The sequence below is a fragment of the Sulfitobacter aquimarinus genome (genome assembly GCF_040149565.1).
GTDB lineage: Bacteria > Pseudomonadota > Alphaproteobacteria > Rhodobacterales > Rhodobacteraceae > Sulfitobacter > Sulfitobacter aquimarinus.
The window spans coordinates 219,631-244,438 of record NZ_JBEFLO010000004.1 but is presented as its reverse complement, the minus strand read 5'-3'; the positions used below and the strand labels follow the sequence as shown (position 1 = coordinate 244,438).

25 protein-coding genes are annotated in these 24,808 nt (G+C 61.0%); 8 read left to right on the top strand and 17 right to left on the bottom strand.

Features of this window, described 5'->3' with window-relative positions; all coding sequences use genetic code 11:
• Positions 1-31: 31 nt before the first annotated feature.
• Entirely contained in the window at positions 32-589 is a 558-nt protein-coding gene (locus ABMC88_RS10570) for a DUF4167 domain-containing protein (RefSeq protein WP_349576848.1), read from the top strand.
• Positions 590-737: 148 nt separating this feature from the next.
• Here ABMC88_RS10570 and rsmA read toward each other — a convergent pair whose 3' ends face one another.
• Genes rsmA through lptF form a run of 6 tightly spaced genes read right to left on the bottom strand, consistent with a single transcriptional unit; the run spans position 738 to position 8,107 of the window.
• Positions 738-1,580 (bottom strand): 16S rRNA (adenine(1518)-N(6)/adenine(1519)-N(6))-dimethyltransferase RsmA, encoded by an 843-nt coding sequence (rsmA, locus tag ABMC88_RS10565; RefSeq protein WP_349576847.1) that lies wholly within the window; start codon positions 1,578-1,580, stop codon positions 738-740.
• Positions 1,577-2,539 (bottom strand): 4-hydroxythreonine-4-phosphate dehydrogenase PdxA, encoded by a 963-nt coding sequence (gene pdxA, locus ABMC88_RS10560; protein ID WP_349576846.1) that lies wholly within the window; start codon positions 2,537-2,539, stop codon positions 1,577-1,579. The genes rsmA and pdxA overlap by 4 nt, the downstream gene beginning before the upstream one ends.
• Positions 2,536-3,753: a peptidylprolyl isomerase gene (locus tag ABMC88_RS10555; RefSeq protein ID WP_349576845.1), complete on the bottom strand. Its 1,218-nt coding sequence runs from the start codon at positions 3,751-3,753 to the stop codon at positions 2,536-2,538. The genes pdxA and ABMC88_RS10555 overlap by 4 nt, the downstream gene beginning before the upstream one ends.
• Entirely contained in the window at positions 3,741-5,879 is a 2,139-nt protein-coding gene (locus ABMC88_RS10550) for an LPS-assembly protein LptD (RefSeq protein ID WP_349576844.1), read from the bottom strand. The genes ABMC88_RS10555 and ABMC88_RS10550 overlap by 13 nt, the downstream gene beginning before the upstream one ends.
• Before the next feature lie 3 nt (positions 5,880-5,882).
• Positions 5,883-6,980, bottom strand: coding sequence for an LPS export ABC transporter permease LptG (gene lptG, locus ABMC88_RS10545; protein WP_349576843.1), 1,098 nt, complete (start codon positions 6,978-6,980; stop codon positions 5,883-5,885).
• On the bottom strand, positions 6,977-8,107 hold the full coding sequence (gene lptF / locus ABMC88_RS10540; protein WP_349576842.1) for an LPS export ABC transporter permease LptF: 1,131 nt from the start codon (positions 8,105-8,107) through the stop codon (positions 6,977-6,979). The genes lptG and lptF overlap by 4 nt, the downstream gene beginning before the upstream one ends.
• A 140-nt stretch (positions 8,108-8,247) precedes the next feature.
• On the opposite strand from lptF, the gene ABMC88_RS10535 reads away from it, so the two are divergent.
• Positions 8,248-9,723: a leucyl aminopeptidase gene (locus tag ABMC88_RS10535; protein WP_349576841.1), complete on the top strand. Its 1,476-nt coding sequence runs from the start codon at positions 8,248-8,250 to the stop codon at positions 9,721-9,723.
• Positions 9,724-9,729: 6 nt separating this feature from the next.
• Positions 9,730-10,188 carry a DNA polymerase III subunit chi gene (locus ABMC88_RS10530; RefSeq protein ID WP_349576840.1) on the top strand — a complete coding sequence of 153 codons (459 nt, stop codon included), beginning with the start codon at positions 9,730-9,732 and terminating at the stop codon, positions 10,186-10,188.
• On the opposite strand, the gene ureG is transcribed toward ABMC88_RS10530, so the two are convergent.
• From ureG to ABMC88_RS10490, 8 genes are read right to left on the bottom strand one after another with little or no spacing between them, the layout of a single operon-like run.
• Positions 10,130-10,795, bottom strand: coding sequence for an urease accessory protein UreG (gene ureG / locus ABMC88_RS10525; RefSeq protein WP_349576839.1), 666 nt, complete (start codon positions 10,793-10,795; stop codon positions 10,130-10,132). The genes ABMC88_RS10530 and ureG overlap by 59 nt on opposite strands.
• Complete coding sequence (locus ABMC88_RS10520; RefSeq protein ID WP_349576838.1) at positions 10,792-11,457, bottom strand: urease accessory protein UreF; 666 nt, start codon at positions 11,455-11,457, stop codon at positions 10,792-10,794. The genes ureG and ABMC88_RS10520 overlap by 4 nt, the downstream gene beginning before the upstream one ends.
• Positions 11,447-11,920 carry an urease accessory protein UreE gene (locus ABMC88_RS10515; RefSeq protein WP_349576837.1) on the bottom strand — a complete coding sequence of 158 codons (474 nt, stop codon included), beginning with the start codon at positions 11,918-11,920 and terminating at the stop codon, positions 11,447-11,449. The genes ABMC88_RS10520 and ABMC88_RS10515 overlap by 11 nt, the downstream gene beginning before the upstream one ends.
• A 9-nt stretch (positions 11,921-11,929) precedes the next feature.
• On the bottom strand, positions 11,930-13,639 hold the full coding sequence (gene ureC, locus ABMC88_RS10510; RefSeq protein ID WP_349576836.1) for an urease subunit alpha: 1,710 nt from the start codon (positions 13,637-13,639) through the stop codon (positions 11,930-11,932).
• Positions 13,640-13,945, bottom strand: coding sequence for an urease subunit beta (locus tag ABMC88_RS10505; protein WP_349576835.1), 306 nt, complete (start codon positions 13,943-13,945; stop codon positions 13,640-13,642). It lies immediately after the preceding gene.
• A complete protein-coding gene (locus tag ABMC88_RS10500; RefSeq protein WP_349576834.1) occupies positions 13,942-14,109 on the bottom strand; it encodes a hypothetical protein in 168 nt (55 codons plus the stop codon). The genes ABMC88_RS10505 and ABMC88_RS10500 overlap by 4 nt, the downstream gene beginning before the upstream one ends.
• A gap of 26 nt (positions 14,110-14,135) precedes the next feature.
• The gene (locus ABMC88_RS10495; RefSeq protein WP_349576833.1) at positions 14,136-14,438 is read right to left on the bottom strand and encodes an urease subunit gamma; all 303 of its coding nucleotides are present in this window, start codon (positions 14,436-14,438) and stop codon (positions 14,136-14,138) included.
• Positions 14,439-14,441: 3 nt separating this feature from the next.
• The gene (locus ABMC88_RS10490) at positions 14,442-15,227 is read right to left on the bottom strand and encodes an urease accessory protein UreD (RefSeq protein ID WP_500812340.1); all 786 of its coding nucleotides are present in this window, start codon (positions 15,225-15,227) and stop codon (positions 14,442-14,444) included.
• Between the two features lie 450 nt (positions 15,228-15,677).
• Here ABMC88_RS10490 and urtA point away from each other — a divergent pair, with 450 nt between their 5' ends.
• From urtA to urtE, 5 genes are all read left to right on the top strand, one after another.
• Entirely contained in the window at positions 15,678-16,952 is a 1,275-nt protein-coding gene (gene urtA / locus ABMC88_RS10485) for an urea ABC transporter substrate-binding protein (RefSeq protein WP_349576831.1), read from the top strand.
• Positions 16,953-17,013: 61 nt separating this feature from the next.
• Positions 17,014-18,963 carry an urea ABC transporter permease subunit UrtB gene (gene urtB, locus ABMC88_RS10480; RefSeq protein WP_349576830.1) on the top strand — a complete coding sequence of 650 codons (1,950 nt, stop codon included), beginning with the start codon at positions 17,014-17,016 and terminating at the stop codon, positions 18,961-18,963.
• A 4-nt stretch (positions 18,964-18,967) separates the two neighbouring features.
• Entirely contained in the window at positions 18,968-20,143 is a 1,176-nt protein-coding gene (gene urtC / locus ABMC88_RS10475) for an urea ABC transporter permease subunit UrtC (protein WP_349576829.1), read from the top strand.
• Positions 20,140-20,880, top strand: coding sequence for an urea ABC transporter ATP-binding protein UrtD (urtD, locus tag ABMC88_RS10470; RefSeq protein ID WP_349576828.1), 741 nt, complete (start codon positions 20,140-20,142; stop codon positions 20,878-20,880). The genes urtC and urtD overlap by 4 nt, the downstream gene beginning before the upstream one ends.
• 3 nt (positions 20,881-20,883) lie before the next feature.
• Entirely contained in the window at positions 20,884-21,579 is a 696-nt protein-coding gene (gene urtE / locus ABMC88_RS10465; RefSeq protein ID WP_349576827.1) for an urea ABC transporter ATP-binding subunit UrtE, read from the top strand.
• Between the two features lie 19 nt (positions 21,580-21,598).
• Here the strand turns inward: urtE and ABMC88_RS10460 are convergent, their stop codons facing one another.
• The 3 genes from ABMC88_RS10460 to ABMC88_RS10450 all read right to left on the bottom strand — a co-directional run bounded on the left by ABMC88_RS10460 (position 21,599) and on the right by ABMC88_RS10450 (position 24,744).
• The gene (locus ABMC88_RS10460; protein ID WP_349576826.1) at positions 21,599-22,180 is read right to left on the bottom strand and encodes a retropepsin-like aspartic protease family protein; all 582 of its coding nucleotides are present in this window, start codon (positions 22,178-22,180) and stop codon (positions 21,599-21,601) included.
• 63 nt (positions 22,181-22,243) lie between these two features.
• Positions 22,244-22,885 (bottom strand): MarC family protein, encoded by a 642-nt coding sequence (locus tag ABMC88_RS10455; protein ID WP_349576825.1) that lies wholly within the window; start codon positions 22,883-22,885, stop codon positions 22,244-22,246.
• Complete coding sequence (locus ABMC88_RS10450; protein ID WP_349576824.1) at positions 22,882-24,744, bottom strand: ABC-F family ATP-binding cassette domain-containing protein; 1,863 nt, start codon at positions 24,742-24,744, stop codon at positions 22,882-22,884. The genes ABMC88_RS10455 and ABMC88_RS10450 overlap by 4 nt, the downstream gene beginning before the upstream one ends.
• Positions 24,745-24,808: the final 64 nt, after the last annotated feature.

Sequence of the window (24,808 nt, the reverse complement as noted above, 5' to 3'; positions counted from 1 at the left end):
ATGACAACAGCACCAAAGGCTGACCTCATCTATGAAACCTCAAAGATCGCGCTCGCGTAATAACAAAAACCGCAACCGAGGCGGTGGCAATCAGGGTGGCAACGTCGTCAACCGCGTCTTCGACAGCTCTGGCCCCGAAGGCAAAGTGCGCGGCACCCCCAGTCAGGTGATCGAAAAATACAACCAGTTGGCGCGTGATGCACAGCTGAGCAACGACCGCGTGGCGATGGAGAACTTTCAGCAGCACGCCGAGCATTACCTGCGGATGCTTTCGGAAGCCCAGAAAGAGCAAGACGCCAAGCGCGAAGAGCAAGAGCGCCAGAACCGCGAGCGCCAGGCCGAGCGTGACCGCGAACGCGCCGAGCGGCAGGAACGCGAGGCGGCCCAGCCCGCGCCAGCCCCCGCACCGCAGCCCGAAAGTGAAGAGCAACCCGCACCGGCAGCAACCGAGGACACCAGCAATCTGGTCGAGACCCCCGAGAGCAAGCCAAAGACGCGCCGCGCCCCGCGCCGCAAGCCCAAGCCCAAAGAGAGTGGTGACACGCCACAGACCGAGGGTGGCGGTGACCAGCCCGAAGCGGCTGAGTAACGCGAGACAGTGATTGGAAAAGAGCCCTGCGGTTGCGGGGCTTTTTTTATGGAGGATGTGCGGGGGATATGTCGGCATTGGGAGCCAGCCCCCTTTTTGCCTTTGGCAAAAATTCCTCCGTAGGATTTGAGGCCAGAAAAAATAGAGTTCAGGTTTTTGCGATCTCGCGGGCGAGGGCGCAGAAGGCCTCAAGCGGGATTTGCTCGGCGCGGTCGGTGGGTTTTATGCCCGCGGCAATGAGGCGGTCTTCGATGTCTGGGGCGGTGCCCTTGAGCGCTGCGCGGAGCATTTTGCGGCGCTGGTTGAAGGCGGCGGCGACGGTGCGCGACAGGATAGCAGCATCAGCGGGAAAGCGTGGTTCGGGCAGGGCAGTGAGGTGGACCACGGCGCTGGAGACTTTGGGCGGCGGGGTGAACGCCTCGGGCGGGAGGTTGATCACGATTTTCGCGTCTGCGCGCCATTGGGCCAGCAGGGCAAGGCGGCCGTAGGCTTTGGAGCCCGGTGTGGCGACGATGCGCTGTGCGACTTCGCGTTGGAACATCAGCGTGAGGCTTTGCCAGAAGGGCGGCCAGTCGGGCGGGGTGAGCCAGCGGACCAACAGCTCGGTGCCGATGTTGTAGGGCAGGTTTGCAGCGACGCGGATGGGCGGCGTCAGGTGTTCGAGCGGATTGATTTCGAGCGCGTCGCCCGAGATGACTTGCAGCCGCTCGGGGTAGGCTTGGGCAATCTGGTCAAGGGCGGGCAGGCAGCGGGTGTCTTTTTCGATGGCAAGCACGCGGCGTGCGCCTTCGGACAATAATCCACGGGTGAGGCCGCCGGGTCCGGGGCCGATTTCGAGCACATCGCATTCGGTCAGATCACCCGCTTGACGGGCGATTTTTGCGGTGAGGTTTAGGTCCAGCAAGAAGTTCTGGCCTAGCGATTTGCGGGCCTGTAGGTCGTGATCGGTGATCACTTGCCGCAGCGAGGGAAGGGTGTCGATTGTGCTCATGCTGTGGTTGCCATGCGGTGCGCCATTGCGATTGCCTCGATCATGCTGGTGGGGAGGGCGATGCCTTTGCCTGCGATGTCGAAGGCAGTGCCGTGGTCGGGGGATGTGCGGATAAAAGGCAGGCCCAGCGTCACGTTCACGCCGCGGTCGAAATCGAGCGTTTTGATCGGGATGAGCGCCTGATCGTGATACATGGCGATGGCTGCGTCATAGGTGGTGCGCGCACCCGCGTGGAACATCGTATCAGCGGGCAGCGGGCCACGCAGGGCGTAGCCTTCGGCCTGCATGTCGGTGATGAGCGCCGCGATCCAGTCGAGCTCCTGCCGACCCATGGCGCCGCCTTCGCCTGCGTGCGGGTTCAGGCCGCTGACGGCGATGCGCGGGCTCGGGATGCCGAATTGGGTCTGCAACCCTTTGTGCGTGATCTGGATCGTGCGGCGCAGCAGCGCGGGCGTGAGCGCGTTTGGCACCTCTGCCAGCGGGATGTGGATTGTGGCAGGCACCACGCGCAACTGCTCGGAGGCAAGCATCATCACCACATCGCACCCACCGCCCAAAGCTGCGAGGTATTCCGTATGACCAGGATAGGCGAACCCAGCGCCATCCTTAAGCGCCTTTTTATGGATAGGGGCCGTGCAGACCGCACTGGCGGCCCCTGTGGTCGCCAGATCAACAGCGCGGGCGATCACGTCGATCACGCCTTGGGCATTGGCGGGGTCTGCGCTGCCGCGCTCAGCACTGCCGCCAAAGGTATGGGGCAGGACGGGCAATACGCTGGGCGAGAGGGCCGCGGCTTGGCCCGCGTCCTCAATGACCTGATAGGGCGTGCCGTTCGGCAGGTGGCGCGGGTCGCCGATCCACAGCATCGGGACCCGCTCTTTGAGCGCATCCCATGCTTTCACGGCGATTTCTGGCCCGATGCCTGCGGGCTCTCCGCAGGTCAGTGCGACGGGTTTCATTTCAAGACGATACGCGCCTCAGAGCGCAGCTCTGACAGCAGGCTATCGGCGAAGCCAGACAGGCGGCGCTGGCGGATCGAGGCGGCGACCGCCTCGCGGCTGACCTCGGCGTTCTGTTCGGCGGTGCGGCCACAAAGCATCAAGAACACCAGCGCTTGACCGTTCGAACGGGTGAGCGCGGTGGACACTTCGCCCTCGTCCAGCTTGCTCAGCTCGAACGCGATGTCGCGTGGGATTTTGGCGGGGGGCAGTGTCTCGCGGTCCAGCACGCTGTCGGGTTGGCCTTTGGCGAACGTATACAGATCGTCGCAGACGTCCACCTCGGCGCGCAGGTTCGCGGCCTGTTGCAACGTTTCTTCCGAGCGGCCGCCAGCCATGTAGTAGGCGGCGTATTCGATGGCGGAATATGTCTTTGCGGGGCGGCCAGTTTCCTCGATGTCGCGCAGTTGGAACAGGGCGACGGCGTTGGGAATGCTGAGCGGTTCGGACACCTCACCAGGGGCCAGCGACAGGATCAGCGGTTGCAGCGCGGGCGGCAGATCGCTGAGCGCTTGCCACGGCAGGCGCCCGCCATTGGGGCGCGTGGCAGTGGCGGAGTATTTGCGTGCATAGCCCGAAAATTCAGCCGTTGTTTTGCTGTCGGCGATTTGCTCGGCGATGGCGGCGACCTGCGCGGCGCGGGGCGGTGGTGCGGGGATGATGATTTCGGAGACCAGCACGCGGATGTTGGAACCGCCTGCGCTTTGCGATGCAAGGGCGCGGTCGATCTCGGCTTCAGAGATGCTCACGCGAGAGCCGTAGCGGGCGCGGATTAGGTCACGCCACGCGATGCCGTTGATGACAAAGTCGCGGAATGTCTCGGGCTCGACACCTGCGCGGCCCAAAGCTTTGGTAAACTCGGCGCGGCTGAGGTTGGCGCGGCCTGCAAATTCTTCCAGCCCTTCGTTTATGCCTTCCTCGGTCAGGGTCAGGCCCGCGTCGCGGATGGCTTCGCCGCGCAGGCGTTCGTTGATCAGGCTTTCCAGCGCCGCCTTGCGGGTGCCGCCGCGTGCGTTGAGGATTTTAAGAAACCGCACGCGCTGTTGCAGTTCGAATTCACTGACAACGCTGTCATTTACAGTCGCGACAGGGGCAAACAGGTTTTGCGCGATCACAGGCCCCGACAAAGCGGTGGCCAGACCAAGAGCAAGGACAAGAGGCTTTAGTTTGAACATGAGCGAACATATCTTTCTGTGCCGGTATCAGCGGAGAAACCCCGCAAGCCGATGTTAAAACCGAAATCGGTCGAAGGCTCAACACTTGTTGAGGAGGTATAGCGGCGCTTGACCTTCAGATCGAGGGTCACGCATTCGTTTTCATACCGCAGGCCAAGGCCCGCCGTTGCCGCACGGTCCGAGGCGACGTCATAGCGCCAGTTGGCGGATGCCGTCCAGAACTGGTTGATCTCGTAGCTGCCGTCCAGCGCGAATTCCGATACGTCATTGTCACGGTCCTCGCCTGCGTCTTCTTGCAGCCAGACATACGAGCCGCCCACGCGGCCGCGCCGGAAAGCAAAATCACCGCGCAACTCGGCTTTTGACAGGCTGAGGTTGTCCTCGAACAGGCTGCGGCCCGTCAGCATGATCCCTGTGTTGGAGGCGATCTGCCCCGCCACCAACAAATCCGACGACAGCCCGTTCAGACCCGAGGTGGTGGTGAAATCGGTGTCATTATCCTGCCGAAAGACCTGTCCCACGCTCAGGTGCGCGTCCCAGCCATCGGCGCCAAAGCGCGACCAGCCAACGCCAAAAGCCGCCATCACGCCACGCTCGCGGCGATCGGCGCGGGGGAAGCGCGACAGGCTCAGCAGGTTGCCCTGATCAAATTCGACCTGTGTGCTTTCCTCGTTAGGGATGTCCAGACGGTCGCCGCCGGTCCAGCTGATCTGGGCCACAGGCTCGATCACGTGGGCGGTGCCGCGGGCGTTGGTTTTGGCCAGCGGATAGCGCAGGGTCACCATGGCATGTGGGGTCAGCTCGGAGGGGTCAGCAGTGGTGGTGCTGTCTTGGGAGATGTGGAAGGTGTTGAAAGCCGCGCCTGCGGTGGTATCGATGCGCAGGCCGCTGCGCAGTGTATAGCTGTGCAGCCAGTCGATCTGCGCATTCAGCCGCGACACATCGCGGCCGTCGACGATGTCGTCGTCATCTGTGCCGTCAACGTCCAGATCGGAAATGCGGCTGTGGGTATGCGCGAACAAGCGTGTGCGGATTTCACCGCCGCCAAAGCGCGGGAAGAACCGCCGCTCGTATTCACCATCCAGCACGAATGTCGGGATTGTATCATTGTCTTCGTCATCGCGCAGGGATTTGAAGTTCACCGCACTCAGGCGGATGAATTCATCCCGCCGCGCTCGGCTGACAGTCAGTTCGGATTTCAAACGGTCGGAATCGGAATAGCCGTACGTATCAAGATAGCCGTCGTCGGTGACGGCCTCGATCGCGAAGTTCAGCGTAAAGTCACGCGGCAGCGCAAACAGGCCGCGCCCGAAGACATAACCGCGCAGATCGTCGGGCAGCAGCTCATCGCGGGTCACAGCCGCGTCAAACTGGATGCGCCCGTTGCGGTATGCCTGACGGTAGCGCAGCTCGAGCGTTCTGGTGCTGCTAGAGAGATAGGGCGTGACCGTCAGATCGCGCTTGTCGCTGAGCTTGATAAAATAGGGCATCTTCAGCCCGACGCCCAAGCTGGAGGTAGAGCGGATGGACGGCACCAGAAAACCTGTGGCGCGTTCAACCGTAGGGCCGGGCAGGCGCAGGCGGGGCAGCCAGAAAACGGGCAAGTTGCCGATGCGGAATTGTGCTTCGTCGAAATAGAGTTGTTGTTCGACCTCGTCGTGGATCACGCGTTTGGCGCGGATCTGCCACAGGGGCGGGCGGCCATCTTCGCAGATGCGGCACGAGGTGACGGCGGTTTTGTAAAGCTGGTTATAGCGCCCGTCGACGCGGTTGATCTGCACAGCGGCCAATTGCAACTGTTGGTTCAGCACCAGCCGCGCACCTTTCAGGATGCCGTTGCGCAGCCCCGCATCCAGCTGCGCCGCATCGGCCAGAATAACGGTATCTTCCCCGTCATTCAGCGTAATCGGTCCCTCGATCGACAGCGCGCCCGAAGACTGGTTATAGCGGATCGCCTGTGCGCGCAGGCGGATGCCGTTCTGGAACGCCTCCACATTGCCAGAGGCGACAAGTTCGCGGTCACGGGTGATATAAAGCTGGTCGGCCACCAGCAAGGCGGCTTGGGTTTCCTGGGCCAGCGCCCGCAGGGGCATCAGGGCCAGTATCAGGATCAGCAACAGGCGCATCGCTCAGCCGTCCTCGCGGTGCAGCAGCAGGCCAAGCGCGAGCATGATCGCGGCAATGGGCGGCGCCCAAGCGGCCAACAGCACGGGGATCTGGCCGTTTTCCCCGAGGATCTGGGCGAAACTGCGGATAAAATACAAACCGAACCCCAACAAGATGGCGGACAAGACCGCAACGCCCGTCCCTCCCGATCTGGTATGGCGCATGGTGAAGGCGCTCGCAACCAGAACCATGGAAATAAGGAATAAGGGCCGCGCCAGTTCGCTTTGCAGCCAGACCTTGTGGCGGCGCGGCGAGAAGCCCGAATATTCAAGCTGTCGGATAAAGGCGGGCAGATCATAGACCGAAATCGCGCCAGCCTTGCCGAAACTGTCGCGGATACGGTCCAGCGTCAGGGTCGAGGGCAGGGTGAGCGTCTCGAAGGTCTCGGCATTGCCTTCGGAGTTCAGACCCGTGACTAGCGGCCATGACTTGGCATTGCGCAGCTCCCATCCGGCGGGACCAATGGCGGCGCTTTGCGCCTCGATCCGCCGCACGGGGCCGCCGTCTGCCGCATAGGACACGAAGGTCACATCATACAGGACCGAGCCGTCGTTGTTAGAGCGCCACGCACGGATCACCGTCTGTCCCTCGGCGGTGCCTTGGCGCAGCCACAGCCCTTCCTCGGAAATCGACAGCGCCGATGCACCGCCGCTCGAGAAGGTCTCGGTCAGTTGGAGGTAGCGTTTGGAAGTGGCGGCAACGATAGGGTTGAACATGCCCACGGCCATCGCGCCGATAATGAACGCCACCACCACAGGCGAGATCAGCGTATTCAGCGCCGAGCGGCCAGAGGCGCGGGTGATCACCATCTCGCTGGACCGCGCCATGCCAAGGAACAGAACAACGGTCGCCAAGACCATATTCAGCGGCAAGATCACGTTCACCTTTTGCGGCGCATCCAGCAGCGTCAGCTTGACCAGATCGCCGAAGGTGACGCTGTCTGCAAAGGGGCTGCGCGCTTCCTCCAACAGGCCGACAAGAGCGATCAGGGCAAACAAAACGGCCGTGATCAGAAGAAAGCTCATCGCGAAACGGCGGGCGAAATAGAGGTGCAGAATCATGCGGCGCTCCTGCGTCTTCGCAGGCGTGCGCGCCACGACGGATGGGCTGCGTGCAGCAACATCAACGTGGCGATCACCGCGCCGATGAGGGACGGCAGATAGAGGATCGGCCACAAGTCGGCCTTGGCGCTGACCTGCGCCGACAGCGTGCCGCGGGTCCCGTCCAACAGCAACAGCAGACCAAAAGCGATGACAATCTCGCGCCACACGCCAAAGCGCGAAAACCCGCCGATCAGCAAGGTCGAGAACCCGATCAACGCCGCAATTACGCAAAACAGCGGTTGCGCCAGACGCGAGTGAAGCTCGACTGCGATCCGGCCTTTGGTTGCGTCGATGCGCGGGGCGATGTTGTCCCAATCTGTCAGCATGGCCCAAGTGGTCATATTGCTGATCTTGAGTGTCGCAACGCTGTCAGAGCGCAGCAAGGTTGAGATATCAAAAGAGAAATCCGCAAATTTGGCCGTGGTCAGGCGCAGGCCTTCGCGCTCCAGCCGTTGCGCCAGCCCGTCCACCATGATCAGCGTTGTCGCGTCTTCGCTGCGCACCAGATAGGCTTCGGCGGCGGTATAAATAGTGTCTTGGTCCGCGCCGCGTCTGTCGGAGAGGAAAACATCGCGCAGCACCCCGTCCGCGCCGATTTCACGGGTATAGAAGGTGACCTGTTTTGTCGGGTGCAGGAACGTCCCTTCGGTCAGCAGCCGTGCAGTCACGTTCTGCGCGATCTCTTGCTCACGCTCTTTCAATTGCGCCTGCGCCATGGGCACCAACACATTGCTTAGCGTGACCATGCCGAGCATGACAAAGGCCCCGAACACAGCCACAGGCCGCGCAAGCCGCCACGGACCCGATCCTGTGGCCTGCAAAACCGTCAGCTCGCTGTCAGTGGTCATGCGGTTGGTCACATAGACAGAGGCGGCGAAGGTTGCGATGGGCAGAACGGTTTCAACCAGCTTGGGCAGGCCAAGGGCCGTAAACTCCAGAAAAACAAGGGCGGTTTGCCCGTCCCCGATCAGGCGGTCAAACAGCACAACAGCACGGTTGATCCAGAAAATCGCCACCAGCACCAGCGCGAAAAAGCCGAACAGCACCAAGAGCTGCGACAGCATATAGCGGTCGAACTTGGCCACTCGTGTTCCTCCTGTCCGGTTGCTCTGACGGCGATTGGGGGCAGAATAGCCCAAAGCGCAGGCACGTTAAACTCATATCTGGTCTTGGGCGCGCCGCCGCGCTAGGTCTTGGGGCAATACATAGCAAAAAGGCGCATGACATGAGCATTCTGACCCCGATTTCCTTTGCCGACACTGATCTGGAGGCTGTTGCCGCCCATGAGGGCCGCGTTGCGGTGTTCATCGACGCGGAAGGCAAGCTCGACCCAGGTGCGCGGCGGGTAAATCGCCTGACCAAAGGCGCGATTGTGCGGGTGATCGAGGCCGAGGCTTGGGCCAAAAAGAAAGACGGCGATGTGGTCAGCCTTGCCTATCCCGCAGGAATGGCCGCGCAAGCGGTAGACGTGGTGCGGCTGGAGCGTAGCGCCAAAGGCATGGCGGCGCGCAAGGCGGGGGCTGCTTTGGCGAAGACACGCGGTGGGAAAGGCGACATGCTGATGCTTTGCGCGCCGTTGCGCAAACCCGAGGAGGTCATCTATGGCTTTGCCATGCGCGACTATGCTTTTGAGGTTCATAAAACCGCCGAGAGCACACGCGGCGGTGCTGTGCAGGTGATGCACGGCAAGTCGGCCGAGGTTGAGGCGAGCGCGGCACCGATGCTCGCCGTGGCCGAGGGTGCGCATATGTGCCGTGATCTCACAAACGAGCCTGCGAATGTGCTGACCACCACCAATTACGCCGAGCGGTTGAAGGAAATGGAAAGCCTTGGCCTCAAGGTTGAGGTTTTGGATGAAGATGCCCTCGCAAAGTTAGGAATGCGCACGCTTTTGTCTGTTGGCCAAGGCTCGGTTAGCCCGTCATATGTGGTTGTTATGCGCTGGGAGGGCGGTGCCAAGGATGCGGCCCCTCTGGCGCTGGTCGGTAAGGGAGTTGTGTTTGATACGGGCGGCATCTCGCTCAAACCCGGTGCGGGCATGGGCGATATGACGATGGACATGGGCGGCTCTGCCGTGGTGGCGGGCGTGATGCGCACGCTGGCGCTGCGCGGGGCCAAGGCCAATGTTGTAGGGCTGGTCGGTATTGTTGAAAACATGCCATCGGGCAATGCCTCGCGCCCCGGTGACGTGGTGGTGTCCATGAAGGGTGACACGATCGAGAATCTCAACACCGACGCCGAGGGGCGTTTGGTGCTGTGTGATGTGATGTGGTACGCGCAGGAAAAATACAAACCCGCCGCGATGGTCGATCTGGCCACGCTGACGGGTGCGATTATCACCAGCCTGGGGCATGAAAACGCAGGTGTTTTCAGCAACAACACCTCCTTCTGCAATGACTTCCTGAAGGCCGCCGAGGCCGAGGATGAAGGCGCATGGCGGATGCCGCTGGGCCAAGCCTATGACGATCTGCTGAAAAGCCGCATCGCGGATATGAAGAATATCGGTGGCCCTGCCGCAGGCTCGATCACGGCGGCGCAGTTCTTGCAGCGGTTTGTGAAAGACGACTGCCCGTGGATCCACTTGGATATCGCGGGTGTCGCCTCGGTCAAGTCCGAGACGGCGCTGGCGCCTGTGGGAGCGACAGGCTGGGGTGTGGCGGCGCTTAACCGTTTGATCGCAGATACTTACGAGGTGGAGTAAACGCAGATGGGTGCCGTGATGTTCTATCACCTGACGCAGCGGTCATTGGCCGAGACGCTGCGCATGTTGGTGGATAAATCGCTGGCCAATGGCTGGCGGGTCGCTGTACGCGGCACCAATCCTGCAGGGTTGGAGGCGCTGGACACAGCCCTGTGGCACGGCCCGCCCGACAGCTTCTTGCCCCACGGCATTGCGGGCGGCGCCCATGATGCCGCCCAGCCCGTGTTGCTGGGCACGCAAGCGACCAGCGCGAACAATGCGCAATGCGTAATGGCGGTTCACAATGCGGAAGTCTCACCCGATGACGCTGCCACGATGGAGCGGGTCTGCATCTTGTTTGACGGCCACGACGAAGACGCGCTGGCCCATGCACGGGGCCAGTGGAAGGCGCTGACAGGGGCAGGGGTCAAGGCGCAATATTGGTCCGAGGAATCGGGTCGCTGGGAAAAGAAAGCCGAGGCGTGAGCCCGCCGATTTCGAGGATGTGGTTTAGCACATCCTCCACGCCTTCATTTTGGCGCAACGCGCAGAAGACATAAGGCCGCCCGCCGCGCATGTTCTCGCAATCAATCTGCATCCGCTCGAGCGAAGCACCGACATGGGGCGCAAGGTCCGTCTTGTTGATCACCAGAATGTCCGATTTGGTCAGCGCAGGCCCGCCCTTGCGGGGGATATCCTCGCCTGCGGCCACGTCGATGACATAGAGGGTCAGATCCGCCAGTTCGGGGCTGAACGTCGCGGACAGGTTGTCGCCGCCGCTCTCGATCAGGACAATGTCCAGATCCGCGTGGCGGGCACGCATCTGCGCCACTGCCGCCAGATTGATCGAGGCATCCTCGCGGATGGCAGTATGCGGGCAGCCGCCTGTCTCGACGCCGATGATGCGGTTCTGCGGCAGGATTTGCATCCGCATCAGCGCCTCCGCGTCCTCTTGGGTATAGATGTCATTGGTGATCACACCGATGGAGAAATCGCGCTGCAAAGCCCGCGACAGGCAGGCCGTCAACGTGGTTTTGCCCGCGCCAACAGGGCCGCCAATGCCAATGCGCAATGGTCCGTTAAGAGATGTCATGAGCGGAATATCCTTGGTTGTAGCGTTTCGTGTTGCATGGCTGCGATGTCCGACAGAAAGGTCGTGCTGGCGAGATCGTCCAGCGTGGCGGTGCGGGTGCTATCCGCGATCTGTTCGCAGTGGGCGGTAAGGGCGGCAAGCACCCGTTGACCTTCGGTCTGTCCCAGTGGCACGGCGCGGACGGCTGCCGATACCAGATTGCTGGCAAAGGCGTGCAGATACATGGTGGCGGTCAAATCTACGTCCAACGCTTGCTGGGCGGCGGCATTTCCGACGGCGACGGGATAGCACAAGTCGGATGGGGCTGTGCCAGCCACCTCATCCGCGCCCCATATCGCCGCTGTGGTTTGGGCAAATGCCCCGCCTTGCAGCTGCGTCTCCTTGATCCGCTCATGCGAGGCCGAGACGGCGAGGGCTGTCTGGTTCACTATGTCCAACTGTGCGGGGGTTGTGCTGGCAAAAGCGGCACGCAGCAATATGCAATCATTGCGCCCGCTGCCGTGCGCCAGCACATCCACAAGCCAGTCTTGCAACGTCTGCGCGCTGGTGACCGTGCCATTCTGAAACGCGGTTTCCAGCCCGTGCGAATAGGCAAACCCGCCCACGGGAAAGGAGGGCGACAGCCATTGCGCAAGGGTGATAATATCGTGGTTAATGCTCATGAGCCGTTGCAACATGTTCATGTGAATGGGTGCGCCCGTGGCCATATGCGCCGCCTTCGGGGGTGAAGGCAGCGGTCACGGGTTCAACCTGTGCGCCCAAATGCTCCAACATATGGCCGATGACAGGGTCAGCCTGAATGAGCAGGTGATCATCGTTAATCTGGCAGGGTGTGTGGCGGTTGCCCACGTGCCACGCCAGCCGCACCAGATGCGGCCCCGAAACCTTGTACAAGGCCTCAACCCGCGCCGTGATCTGGACCAGCGCACCGTTATCAAGCTCCAGCGCGTCACCGTCATCGAGTGAGGTAGTCTGCGCCAGATCAACGACAAAGGCCGCGCCAGATGTCATGGTGAGGCGTTTGCGGCGCAAGAAACGCTCGGTATAGTCCAGCTCGCAGGTGGTGGCAGGGCCGGTCCAATGGCCTTTGCGGTGCAGGGTCTGGGCGATGGGAAGAGTTGTCATAGCGTCCTCTCAGAACATGAAATAACGTTGCGCCATGGGCAGCACATCGGCAGGTTGGCAAGTCAGCAAGACGCCGTCTGCACGCACCTCGTAGGTTTCGGGATGCACGTCAATCTGCGGCAGCGCATCGTTCAGCAGCATGTCCGACTTGCCGATGTTGCGGGTGTTTTTCACCGCGACCGTTTGCTTGGCCAGACCCAGTGTCTCACCAATTCCCGCCGCATGGGCCGCCCCCGATACAAAGCTGACCGAGGTGTTGCGCAGGGCGCTGCCAAAAGCGCCGAACATCGGGCGGCTATAGACGGGCTGCGGCGTCGGGATCGAGGCGTTGGGATCGCCCATCTGCGCCACAACGATGCTGCCTGCCATCAACACCATCTCGGGTTTCACGCCGAAAAAGGCGGGGTTCCACAGCACCAGATCGGCACGTTTGCCCACACTGATGTCGCCGATAACGTGGCTGACCCCTTGGGCAATGGCGGGGTTGATGGTGTATTTCGCGATATAGCGGCGCACGCGCATGTTGTCGTTGTCGCCTGTTTCTTCGGGCAGGGGACCGCGTTGCTTTTTCATCTTGTCGGCTGTCTGCCACGTGCGGATCAGCACCTCGCCCACACGGCCCATCGCCTGACTGTCTGACGCGATGATCGAGAAAGCGCCCATGTCGTGCAGGATGTCTTCGGCGGCGATGGTTTCGCGGCGGATACGGCTTTCGGCAAAGGCGACATCTTCGGGAATGGATTTATCAAGGTGGTGACAGACCATCAGCATGTCCAGATGCTCTTCGAGGGTGTTCACCGTGAAGGGCCGCGTCGGGTTGGTCGAGGAGGGCAGGACGTTCGCGTCGCCGCAAATCTTGATAATGTCAGGCGCGTGGCCGCCGCCTGCGCCTTCGGTGTGAAAGGCGTGGATCGTGCGGCCTTTCATGGCCCCGACCGTATGTTCGACAAAGCCGCTTTCGTTCAAAGTGTCGGTATGGATCATTACCTGCACATCCATGTCGTCGGCCACCGACAGACAGCAATCAATCGCGGCAGGGGTGGTGCCCCAATCCTCGTGCAGCTTCAGCGCACATGCGCCGCCCTTGACCATCTCGACCAATGCGGCGGGCTGGCTGGCGTTGCCTTTGCCCGACAGGCCGATGTTCATGGCAATTCCGTCGAACGATTGCAACATCCGCCCGATGTGCCACGGCCCCGGCGTGCAAGTGGTGGCTAGCGTGCCATGCGCAGGGCCCGTGCCACCGCCAAAGCATGTGGTCACGCCTGAATGGAGCGAATCCTCCATCTGCTGCGGGCAGATAAAGTGGATGTGGCTGTCCATGCCGCCCGCGGTCAGGATGCGGCCTTCGCCTGCGATCACCTCGGTGCCCGGGCCTACGATAATGTCGACACCTGATTGCGTGTCCGGGTTGCCCGCCTTGCCAATCGCATGGATCAACCCGTCTTTGAGCGCGACATCAGCCTTATAAATACCAGCATGATCCACGATCAGCGCGTTGGTGATGACTGTATCTACTGCGCCGCCTGCGCGGGTCACTTGCGACTGGCCCATGCCATCACGGATCGTCTTACCGCCGCCGAATTTCACTTCTTCGCCGTAAGTGGTCAGATCGCGCTCGACCTCGATCACCAGATCGGTATCCGCAAGGCGCAAACGGTCGCCCGTGGTGGGGCCATACATGGCGGCATATTGGGGGCGGGGGATTTGGACGGGCATTTAGAGGTCTCCCATAACGTAGCTATTAAAGCCGAAAATGCGCCGTGCGCCGCCGATGGGGATCAGTTGCACTTCGCGGCGCTGGCCCGGCTCGAACCGCACGGCGGTGCCGGAGGCAATGTCGAGCCGCAGGCCGTGTGCGGCGGTGCGGTCAAACTCCAGCGCGGGATTTGTTTCGGCAAAATGATAGTGGCTGCCCACTTGCACGGGGCGGTCGCCCGTGTTGGCGACCATCAGCGTGATTGCATCGCAGCCCGCGTTCAGGGTCAGATCACCGCTGGCGGGAAATACCTCACCGGGGATCATTTGCGGCTTCCTGCAAGGGCGGCGGCACAGGCGATAACCAGCAAACCCACCGCCAGCGGCAGCCAGTTCGTATCGCCGAGGTGGGGATGCAGATGCGGGGCTTCATGGGCGAGGGCGGCATTGGAGACAAGGATCAGGGGCAGGCTGCGCAAGATATGGGTCATGTGGGGGCTCCTTTGAAGGGGGGGGCTTAGCGGATTGGGTTGTGGACGGTGACCAGTTTTGTGCCGTCGGGGAATGTGGCCTCGACCTGCACTTCGTGGATCATCTCGGCGATGCCTTCCATGCATTGATCGCGGGTGACGACAGTGCCGCCCGCCTGCATCATATCCGCGACAGAGCGGCCGTCGCGCGCACCTTCAACCACCGCATCGGTGATCAGCGCGATGGCCTCGGGGTGGTTCAACTTGACGCCACGGGCCAGCCGCTTGCGGGCAACCTCTGCGGCCATTGCGATCAGCAGTTTGTCTTTTTCACGAGGGGTCAGTTGCATGGGCTACAGTCTCCAGGACGTCGGAAGTGTGTTGTTTGAAAGATGCTCTAGCGCGGGCACAAGGCTGCGGCGCAGCGCGTAACTGTCGGCGGCAAGATGACGGATGACCAGAACATCGGCGCACAGCATGCTTGCACCAGCGGTGGCAGGCAGGAGGGCACGCAGGGCGGGCAGATAATTCTCGGCATCAGGTGCGACCATCACGACGCTGGCCATCGCACCCGCGCCATTTGCGATAGCGCGGCGGGCCAGATGGGCGGTGGCATTGCCGTGCAGGTCCATCCCGTCAATGTAGAGTGGCGCACCGTTGCGGGTTATCCTGATGCGGTCGCGGAAGGTGATGTCATCCAGTGTTTCGGGCATTGCAGCACGGCCAAAGACCACAGGTTCAACCATCAGCAACCGCGCCTGCGGTTCCAGCGATATGTCCAGACGGCGGTGCAGGGCGCTGCGGTCATACAAGATCAGCTCTTGCGGGAGCCATTGCATCGTGCCGCCATTGCGTACGGTTAGACGCGTCGTGACGCTGCCGGTTTCGCCTGTCTGTGCGCGGTACGCACGTTCGGCTGCTTGGGTGGTGAGCGTCAGGCGGGCGCGGTTCCCTACCTCTATATCCAGCGTGTATTGGTCGCCGCCCGTAATGCCCCCTGCGGTATTGACCAATATAACTTCTGCGTCATCGCGGTGGGTCTGCGGAAACACCAGCTTGAGCGACCCCGACTGGCGCAAATCGCGCAGCCGCGTTTTGCCCTGCGCATCGCCGAATACCGAAACATGCGCCGCGCCGATTGCACGGGGCTGTAGGCTGGGCGTTGCCGGAACGGTTATGGGAACAGATAGGGTGATGCGAAGCCTCCCGCTTCTTCAATGTCTTGGGGGAATTTTCATCATACTGCGCGCCAGGGCGGCAGGGGTGCGGGCAAAATATGCGCATATCATATCGAATTTGATTAATTTTATGGCGATGAGTCTGGGTGCTGCTTAATTTGCGGGCATACTTGGGGTATCAGACGCATAAATTGCCCAAGGAATTGGCCATCGCACCGCGACGCAGCAACGATCTGGTCCATCCCCTGACCTCGAATCGAGTGTCGCTGAAAACGGGGTGTGTGACGACTGGATGAATTGGACCTCAGGCCAGCCGCCACACGGTTTGCAACACATATGTTGCAGAGGTTAGCTAATGCGCATCCCTTGTCAGGACAAGATGTGCGGGCGATCTCTGCAGGGAGAAATCACATGAAAAGAACATCCGCCCTTGTCGCAGCACTCACGCTGTCCACGGCTTTGCCTGCCTTTGCCGCCGACTGCCCCATCAAAGTGGGGGTGCTGCACTCGCTCTCGGGGACGATGGCCATTTCCGAGACCACGTTGAAAGACACCATGCTGACGCTGGTGGACCAGCAAAACGCCAAAGGCGGCGTGCTGGGGTGCCAGCTTGAGGCGGTTGTTGTGGATCCCGCATCCGACTGGCCGCTGTTTGCCGAAAAAGCGCGTGAACTGCTGACTGTGCAGGACGTTGACGTGATCTTTGGCTCTTGGACGTCCGTGTCGCGCAAATCCGCGCTGCCTGTACTGGAGGAACTCAACGGTTTGATGTTCTACCCCGTGCAGTACGAGGGCGAAGAATCCTCGAAAAACGTGTTCTACACAGGGGCCGCGCCCAACCAGCAGGCAATCCCTGCCACGGATTACTTCCTTGAAGAACTGGGCGTCGAGAAATTCGCCTTGCTGGGCACCGATTATGTCTATCCGCGCACGACGAACAACATTCTCGAAGCCTACCTTCAGGACAAAGGCATCGCGGCCGGCGATATCTTTGTGAACTATACGCCCTTTGGCCATTCCGACTGGTCCAAAATTGTCGCAGACGTTGTTGCACTGGGCGCTGACGGCAAAAAGGTTGGCGTGATCTCGACCATCAATGGCGATGCCAACATCGGCTTTTACAAAGAGCTGGCTGCGGCGGGTATCTCTGCCGATGACATCCCCGTTGTTGCCTTCTCGGTTGGCGAAGAAGAGCTGTCGGGGCTGGATACAAGCAACCTCGTCGGGCACCTTGCCGCGTGGAACTACTTCCAGTCTGCCGAGACACCCGCCAACACCGACTGGATCGCCGCATGGAAAGAGCGCATGGGCGAAGAGCGCGTGACCAATGACCCGATGGAGGCCCACTATATCGGCTTTAACATGTGGGTGAACGCGGTGACAGCCGCAGGCACCGCAGATGTGGATGCTGTGCGCACCGCGATGTACGGTCAGGAATTCCCGAACCTGACGGGCGGTACGGCTGTGATGTTGCCGAACCACCATTTGGCAAAACCTGTTCTGATCGGTGAAATCACGGCAGACGGCCAGTTCGACATCATCAGCCAGACGGCCGAAGTGCCCGGCGATGCATGGACCGATTTCCTGCCTGAATCCGCCAAACTGGTATCGGATTGGAAAGAGCTGGGCTGCGGTATGTACAACACCGAGACCAAGACCTGCGTACAAACGCTGTCCAACTACTAAGCACTTGCGAGGACACGTGTATGCGTGTCCTCCACCCCCCAGAATATCCGGAATTTGAATTATGAAGACCCTGTTGCTGGCCCTGTGCTTTGCTGTCTCCCTTGGCCACCTGGCCTCGGCCCAAGCAACCCCTGTTCAAGACGTTTTGCAAAGCCAGCGCGCGTTGATCGAGAAAAGCTCGCGGCGCACAATTGGCCCCGCCATTGACGCGCTGGTGGCCAGCAAATTGCCCCAGATGCAGAATGTGCTGGAGCTTTGGCAGGGCAAACAAATGTGGCAGCGCAAGGCAGACGGGCTGTTCTTTTCCGCGACAAAAGATGCTGACGGTGCCTATGCGCTGCGTGATTTCGACAGCGATGCCGTGGTCGGCACCGCCGCCTCCAGCGACCTGAAACAGCTCAAACCCAACAGCGGCGTGCGGGCGATGATCGCCACCGCTTTGGTGCAGTTCCAACTGTCTGACCCAGACCCCGCCAAACGCGCCGATGCGCTTAACTCGATCGCCCGCGACCCCGAGGCGGGGCTGCTGGCGCCGTTGCGTTCCTCGATCGAAGGGGAGGCGGACGCCGCCCTGCGCGCCCGCAAGATCCGGCTGGAGCGGCTGATGAGCATGGCGTTCGACGGTGACGAGGCCGTCCGCGTTGCCGCAATCACCGATATGTCGGGCGATCTGGGCGTTGATTTTCGCGCCACCCTCAACCCGATCCTTGCTACCACGCGGGTGGTATCCAAAACCGCGCCGGAGGCGAATATCGCCCGCGAACTCACCCCCGGTGAGGACGATCTGAGCATGGCCCAAGCCTATGACGCATTGGTCGCATCGGGTGATGCACCCGCGCTGATTACAGACGATGCCCGTGATGCCGCACTTGAGGCCAATGTCTCAGGCGGGCGCGTGGCGGGGGTGCCTTTGGCGCAACTTTCGACCGAAGCGACGCGGGATGCGGCCTATGACGGGTTGGTGACACGCGATCTTGCGGCCCCACGGATCACGCAGGCGGATATTGAGGCAAGCCTTGCGACCTTCCGTTTCTTTGACGTCTACCGCGAGCCTTCTGCCGCAGTCACGCAAGCCGCCGAAGCCGCGCTTGCTGCGTCAGAAACCCGCGTGGCGTTCAGTCAGGCGGCCGATCTGGGCCTTGATGCGCTGTCGCTTGCGTCGATCTATTTTCTGGCCGCGATCGGCCTTGCCATCACCTTTGGCGTGATGGGCGTGATCAACATGGCCCATGGCGAATTTATCATGATGGGTGCCTATACGGGCTATGTGGTGCAGCTGTTTGTGCCCAATCACACGGCCTCGATCCTCATTGCGGTGCCGCTGGCCTTTATCGTCACCTTTGCGGCGGGTGTAGCACTTGAGCGGTTGGTCGTGCGCTGGCTCTACCACCGCCCGCTGGAGACGCTGTTGGCAACCTTTGGTGTCTCGATCGCGCTGCAACAAATGGCCAAGAACATCTTTGGCACGCAGGCCCGCCCGCTGACCTCGCCTGCGTGGCTGGACGGGGCATGGGTGCTGAATGATGTGGTCTCGATCAGCTATATCCGCATCGCGATCTTCATCCTCGCGCTTTTGTTTCTGATGCTGTTCTTGTTCATCATGAAGCGCACGCGTTTGGGGCTGGAGACTCGCGCCGTGACCCAGAACCCCAAGATGGCCGCCAGCATGGGGATTGATCCCGACCGCGTGAACATGCTGACCTTCGGGCTTGGCTCGGGGATTGCGGGGATCGCGGGGGTTGCGATTGGCCTGTTTGCCAAAGTGACCTCGGAGATGGGCAGCGATTACATCGTGCAAAGTTTCATGACCGTGGTTGTCGGCGGTGTCGGCAACATCTGGGGCACGTTGGCAGGGGCTGCGATGATTGGTGGCTTCCAGAAAAGCGTCGAATTCCTGAACCCCTCAAACACGCTGGCGGCGCAGACCTATATGATTATCTTTATCATCATTTTCATTCAGTTCCGGCCAAGGGGCATCATCGCCCTCAAAGGCCGTGCAGCGGGGGATTGAGATTATGGAACGCTCTTTCATTGCACGCAATCCGTCGGTCCTGATCTTTTTGTCGATCCTTGCGTTGTTCACTCTGACGGTCACGGTCTTGTCCGAAGGCTTTGGCGTGGGCCTGATCTCGACCAGTTTTGTAAAGGTCTTGGGCAAGACTTTGTGCCTGTGTCTGATCGCCATCGCGATGGATCTGATCTGGGGCTATGCAGGGATTTTGTCGCTGGGGCATTTCGCCTTCTTCGGGCTTGGCGGTTACATGATCGGTATGTGGCTGATGTATGAACGCACGCGCCAGATCGTTGAAAGCTCTCTGTCGGAAGGGGTGCTGCCGCCCACGCCCGAAGAGATCAGCACAGGCATCGGCAACCAGATTTTCGGCGTTGTGGGCAGCAGTGATTTCCCGCTGATCTGGGCCTTTGCGGACAGTCTGACCATGCAACTGGCCTTTGTGGTGCTGGTGCCGGGGCTGCTGGCGTTGGTGTTTGGCTGGCTCGCGTTTCGCAGCCGTGTGACGGGCGTCTACCTGTCGATCCTGACCCAAGCGATGACACTGGGCCTGTCGCTCTATCTGTTCCAGAACGCCAGCGGCTTGCGTGGCAATAACGGGCTGTCGGGGTTGCAGAACCTGCCCGGTGTCACGGCACCGCAGTCAGTTGTCTCGCTCTGGTTCTTCTGGGCCTCGGCGCTGGCGCTTGGGCTGGGCTATCTTTTGGTGGCGTGGGTGGTCTCGGGCAAATTCGGATCGGTCATTCGCGGCATCCGCGACAATGAGGCCCGCGTGCGGTTTCTGGGCTACGCGGTCGAAACCTACAAGCTGGCCGTCTTCACCCTTACGGCCTGTATCGCGGGCATCGCAGGCGCGCTCTATTACCCGCAGGCGGGCATCATCAATCCTGCCGAAGTCGCGCCCATCGCGTCTATCTACCTTGCGGTTTGGGTGGCGATCGGCGGGCGTGGGCGGCTTTATGGTGCGGTGATCGGGACGGCTTTTGTCAGCCTAGTCTCAAGCTGGTTCACAGGCGGGCAGGCGCCGGACCTGTCGCTGGGGTTCTACACCGTCAAATGGGTCGATTGGTGGCTGGTGCTGCTGGGGCTCAGCTTTGTGCTGATCACACTTTACGCACCAAACGGCATCGGCGGCCTGATCGACCTTCTCAAACGCAAAACAAAGGAGCCGCAGTCATGAGCACCCTTTTGGAAGTCTCGGGCGTCACGGTGAGCTTTGACGGGTTTCGGGCGATCAACAACCTGTCGTTCCAGATTGCGGATGCCGAGCTGCGCGCCGTGATCGGGCCGAACGGTGCGGGCAAAACCACCTTTATGGACATTGTCACGGGCAAGACCCGCCCCGACGCGGGCTATATCCTGTGGGGCGACAAGAGCGTATCGCTGATCGGGATGTCCGAGGCGCGGATTGCGCAATCGGGCATCGGGCGCAAGTTCCAGAAACCCACCGTCTTCGAAGAGCAGACCGTGCAGGAAAACCTGATGATGGCCCTGCGCAAAGACCGCGCACCGCTGTCTGTCTTGTTCTTCAAACCCTCCCGCGCCGACTTTGCCCGCGTGTCCGAGCTGGCCGAGCAGATCGGCCTTGCCGATGCGCTGCTGCGTGTGTCGGGAGAGTTGAGCCACGGGCAAAAGCAATGGCTCGAGATCGGGATGTTACTGGCGCAAGAGCCCAAGTTGTTGTTGGTAGATGAACCTGCCGCAGGCATGACCCCGGCAGAGCGGGAAAAGACGACCGCGATCCTTGTGGAGGCGGCCAAAACCCGCGCCGTGGTCGTGGTGGAGCATGACATGGAGTTCGTGCGCCGCCTGCAGTGCAAGGTGACCGTTCTGCACGAAGGCGCGGTCCTTGCCGAAGGCAGTCTGGACCATGTGACCAAAAACCAAGACGTGATCGACGTCTATCTGGGGCGTTAGAATATGTTGGATGTACAAAACCTTACCCTGCACTATGGCAATTCGCAGATCCTCTACGACATCTCGATGCAGGCCAAACCGGGCGAGGTGACATGCGTGATGGGTACGAATGGCGTTGGCAAGACCAGCCTGCTGAGGGCGATCTCCGGCACGCACCCGCGCTCGGGCGGAGAGCTGGCCTGTGACGGCAAGACCGTGGGACGCGTCGGGGCGCACCGTATGGCGCAACTGGGGGTCGGCTATGTGCCGCAGGGGCGCGATATTTTCCCGCTGCTGACCGTGCGCGAAAACCTGCAAACGGGGTTCGCCTGCCTGCCAAGGTCCGAGCATTTCATCCCCGACGATATTTTCGAGCTGTTCCCCGTGTTGCAAGAAATGTCGCACCGCCGCGGTGGTGACCTATCTGGCGGCCAACAACAGCAGTTGGCCATCGCACGCGCTCTGATTACCAAGCCGAAATTGCTGTTGCTGGACGAGCCGACAGAGGGCATTCAGCCCAACATCATCCAACACATCGGCAAGGTCATCGGCCTGCTGCGCGATCGGGGGAATATGGCGATTGTGCTAGTCGAGCAATACTTTGATTTTGCATTTGAACTGGCTGACCAGATTGTCGTGTTGCGGCGCGGCAAGGTCATTGAGAACGCCCCCAAAGGCCAATGCGCACGCGACAAAATTCTGGCGAGCGTGTCTGTCTGACGCGGTGCTTGCGAGGTCCTTACCGCGTGAGGCGCAGCTCACCGCCCGAAATCTCGATCTTGCCCCATTTCTCAAGATAGCCCATGCCCAACAGCGATCCGCCCATCTCGCCGCCATTGACAGAGGCGCGCACGTCGGTGTCCGTCACATCGCCCAAACGCACCGTGCCGATGCGAACAGGGGCGGTTTGCACCACACCGTTGGCCGTATTCGCACGGCCGATGAAGTTGAGCGTGTCAGGCTCCAGCCCCGCACGGGCGGCATCGGCGCGGGTCAGCACCATGTCTGTTGCACCCGTATCAACCACAAAGGGAATGCGCGTCCCGTTGAGTTCCAGCGTGAGGTAGTAGTGCCCATCCGCCTGACGCGGCACGATAATCTGGCCATTGCCCAGTTGCAGCATCTGGTCATTTGTCGCCTGCCGCTGCACATCATTCCAAAGCCCGTAGCCCGCGATCACTCCAAGGAACAGAAACCCCCAGATCATCGCCTGCTGCATCATTTTGCCGATGCCATCGCGGTTCTGGGTAAAGAACCAGCCGCCCACGGCGCAGGCCAAAAGGACAAGGTAGATCAGGCTTGCAGTATTGTCGGATGTCATCGCACGCTCCCTTTGCTGAGGCTAATATAAGGGCAGGGCGGGATTAACCAAGGGGCGGCGGCGCTAGCTGAGGGGGGTGACGAACCCGTATTCGGCCAACCCGTCCAGTACGAATTGCACCGACAAAGCGGCCAGCAACATGCCCAGAACACGGGTGATGACATTGATCGCGACTTTGCCCAATGCCCGCTCAAGCCGGCTAGAGAGGCGCAAAAAGATGTACATTATCAACAACAAAAGCGCCGTGATGCCAAGGATCGTGACCAACCCTTCGCCCCCCGGCTTTTCCCCCACCAGCAGGATAACAGAGGCAATGGCACCGGGCCCTGCGACCAGCGGGATCGCGATGGGAAAGACGCTGGGGTCGTCTTGTTCAATAATTTCAGGCGTTTCCGAGCTGTCTTCGCGGCGTTTTGTGCGCCGCTCGAACAGCATGTCCATCGCGGTCAGGAACAACAAGATACCGCCCGCCACGCGGAAGGCGGGCATGGAAATGCCGATAAACCCCAGCACGGCCTTGCCGAAAAACGCAAAGAGCGCCAGCAACAGGCCCGCAACCAGCACAGCACGCAGCGCGATACGGGCGCGTTGTTTTGCGTTCATCCCCGGGGTGAGCGCCAGAAAGATCGGCACAATCGCGATCGGGTCGATCACGACCAGCATGGTCACAAACGCGGTGATCATATAGGCGGTGTCGATCATCATGCGGAGGCTTTCTCGAGCTTGGCGGCCACGTCCATCCAGATGCTTTCGGCGCGTTCAAGGGCCCCCATGACTTCGGCGTATTTCTTGTTCCAGACTTCCAGCTCGCCTACTTTGTCTTTTTCATACAGCGCGGGATCAGCCAGTTTTTTCGCCAGCTTGTCGCGCATCTCGTTGATCTTGGTCACGCGGGCCTCGGCGGTGCGGACCTCACTGCGCAGGGCGATGATGTCTTCGCGGCTGGCGCGTTTGGGTTTGGGCGCCTCGACCTTGGGACGGGCGTTTTTGCTGACGGGTTTTTCCACGGTCAGCAGCATCTTGCGGTAGGCTTCCAGATCTTCCTCGTAAGGTTTCACCGTGCCATTGCTGACCAGCCACAGACGGTCCGCAACCATCGACAGCAGGTGCATGTCGTGGCTGACCAGAATGACAGCGCCCGAATAGCGGGTCAGCGCCTCAACCAGCGCCTCGCGGCTCTCGATATCAAGGTGGTTTGTCGGCTCATCGAGGATCAGCAGATGCGGCGCGTCCAGCGTGGCCAGCAACAGCGACAGCCGCGCCTTTTGCCCACCGGACAAGCGCCCCACAGTAGTGTCCGCCTGATCAGGCCCAAGGCCAAAGCCCGCAAGCTGCGCGCGCAGCTTGGATTGAATCACGCCGGGACGGGCGGAGATCATATGCTGCAAAGGCGTCTCGTCGATGATCAACTCGTCAACCTGATGCTGGGCAAAGAACCCGATGCGCAACTTGTTGGAGTTGATGGCCTTGCCCTCAAAGAGAACCAAACGGTTGCTGAGCAGTTTCGACAGGGTCGATTTGCCCTGACCGTTCTTGCCCAGCAGGGCGATACGGTCGTCTTGGTCAATGCGCAGGTTCAGGCGCGACAGCACCGGCACGCCGTTGTCATAACCGGTCGATCCACCCTCGATGCTGATGATCGGCGGCGACAGCTCGTCTGGTTGCGGGAAGGTAAAGACCTTGCGCGCTGCTTCCTCGGGCGGGGTGATTGTCACCATCTTTTCAATGGCTTTCATCCGCGATTGCGCTTGTTTCGCCTTGGACGCCTTGGCCTTGAAGCGGTCCACAAAGGCCTGCATGTGCGCCTTGTGCGCCTGTTGTTTCTTGGCCGCTGCCGTTTGTTGCGCCCGCTTTTCGGCGCGCATTTTGGCGAACTGGTCATAGTTGCCCTGGTAGTAGGTCAGCTTTTTATCCTCAAGGTGGAGGATGCCGCCCACGGCGCGATTCAACAGGCCGCGGTCGTGGCTGATGATGATGACCGTATGGGGGTATTTCGACAGGTAGTTCTCAAGCCAGAGCGCGCCTTCCAGATCAAGGTAGTTGGTCGGCTCGTCGAGCAGCAGCAGGTCAGGCTCTGCGAACAGAACACCCGCCAGCGCCACGCGCATCCGCCAGCCGCCGGAATAGGCCGAGCAAGGCTGTTGCTGGTCGTAGTCGTCAAACCCGAGGCCCTTGAGGATAGAGGAGGCACGCCCTTCGGCGGTCCACGCGTCAATATCCACCAGCCGCGCCTGAATATCGGCGATGCGGGTCGGGTCGGTGGCTGTCTCGGCCTCGACCAACAGGGCGGCGCGTTCGGTATCGCACTCCAGCACGGTATTGATCAGCGACATCTCCGAGCTGGGCACCTCTTGCGCCACGCCGCCGATCTTGGCGCGCGACGGCAGGATGATGTCGCCCGCGTCCAGCCCCAGCTCCTTGCGGATGATGCGGAACAGCGTGGTTTTGCCAGCTCCGTTTTGCCCGACAAGGCCCACCTTGTGGCCATCAGGAATGACGGCGCTTGCCTCTACAAACAGAGGGCGGCCTTCGACGGAATAGTTGATCTCGGATATACGTAGCATAAGGCGGGGTGTGACCGATGTGGGACGGTTCGTCAATCGCCGCTTTTCATGGCCAAAGGCCCGT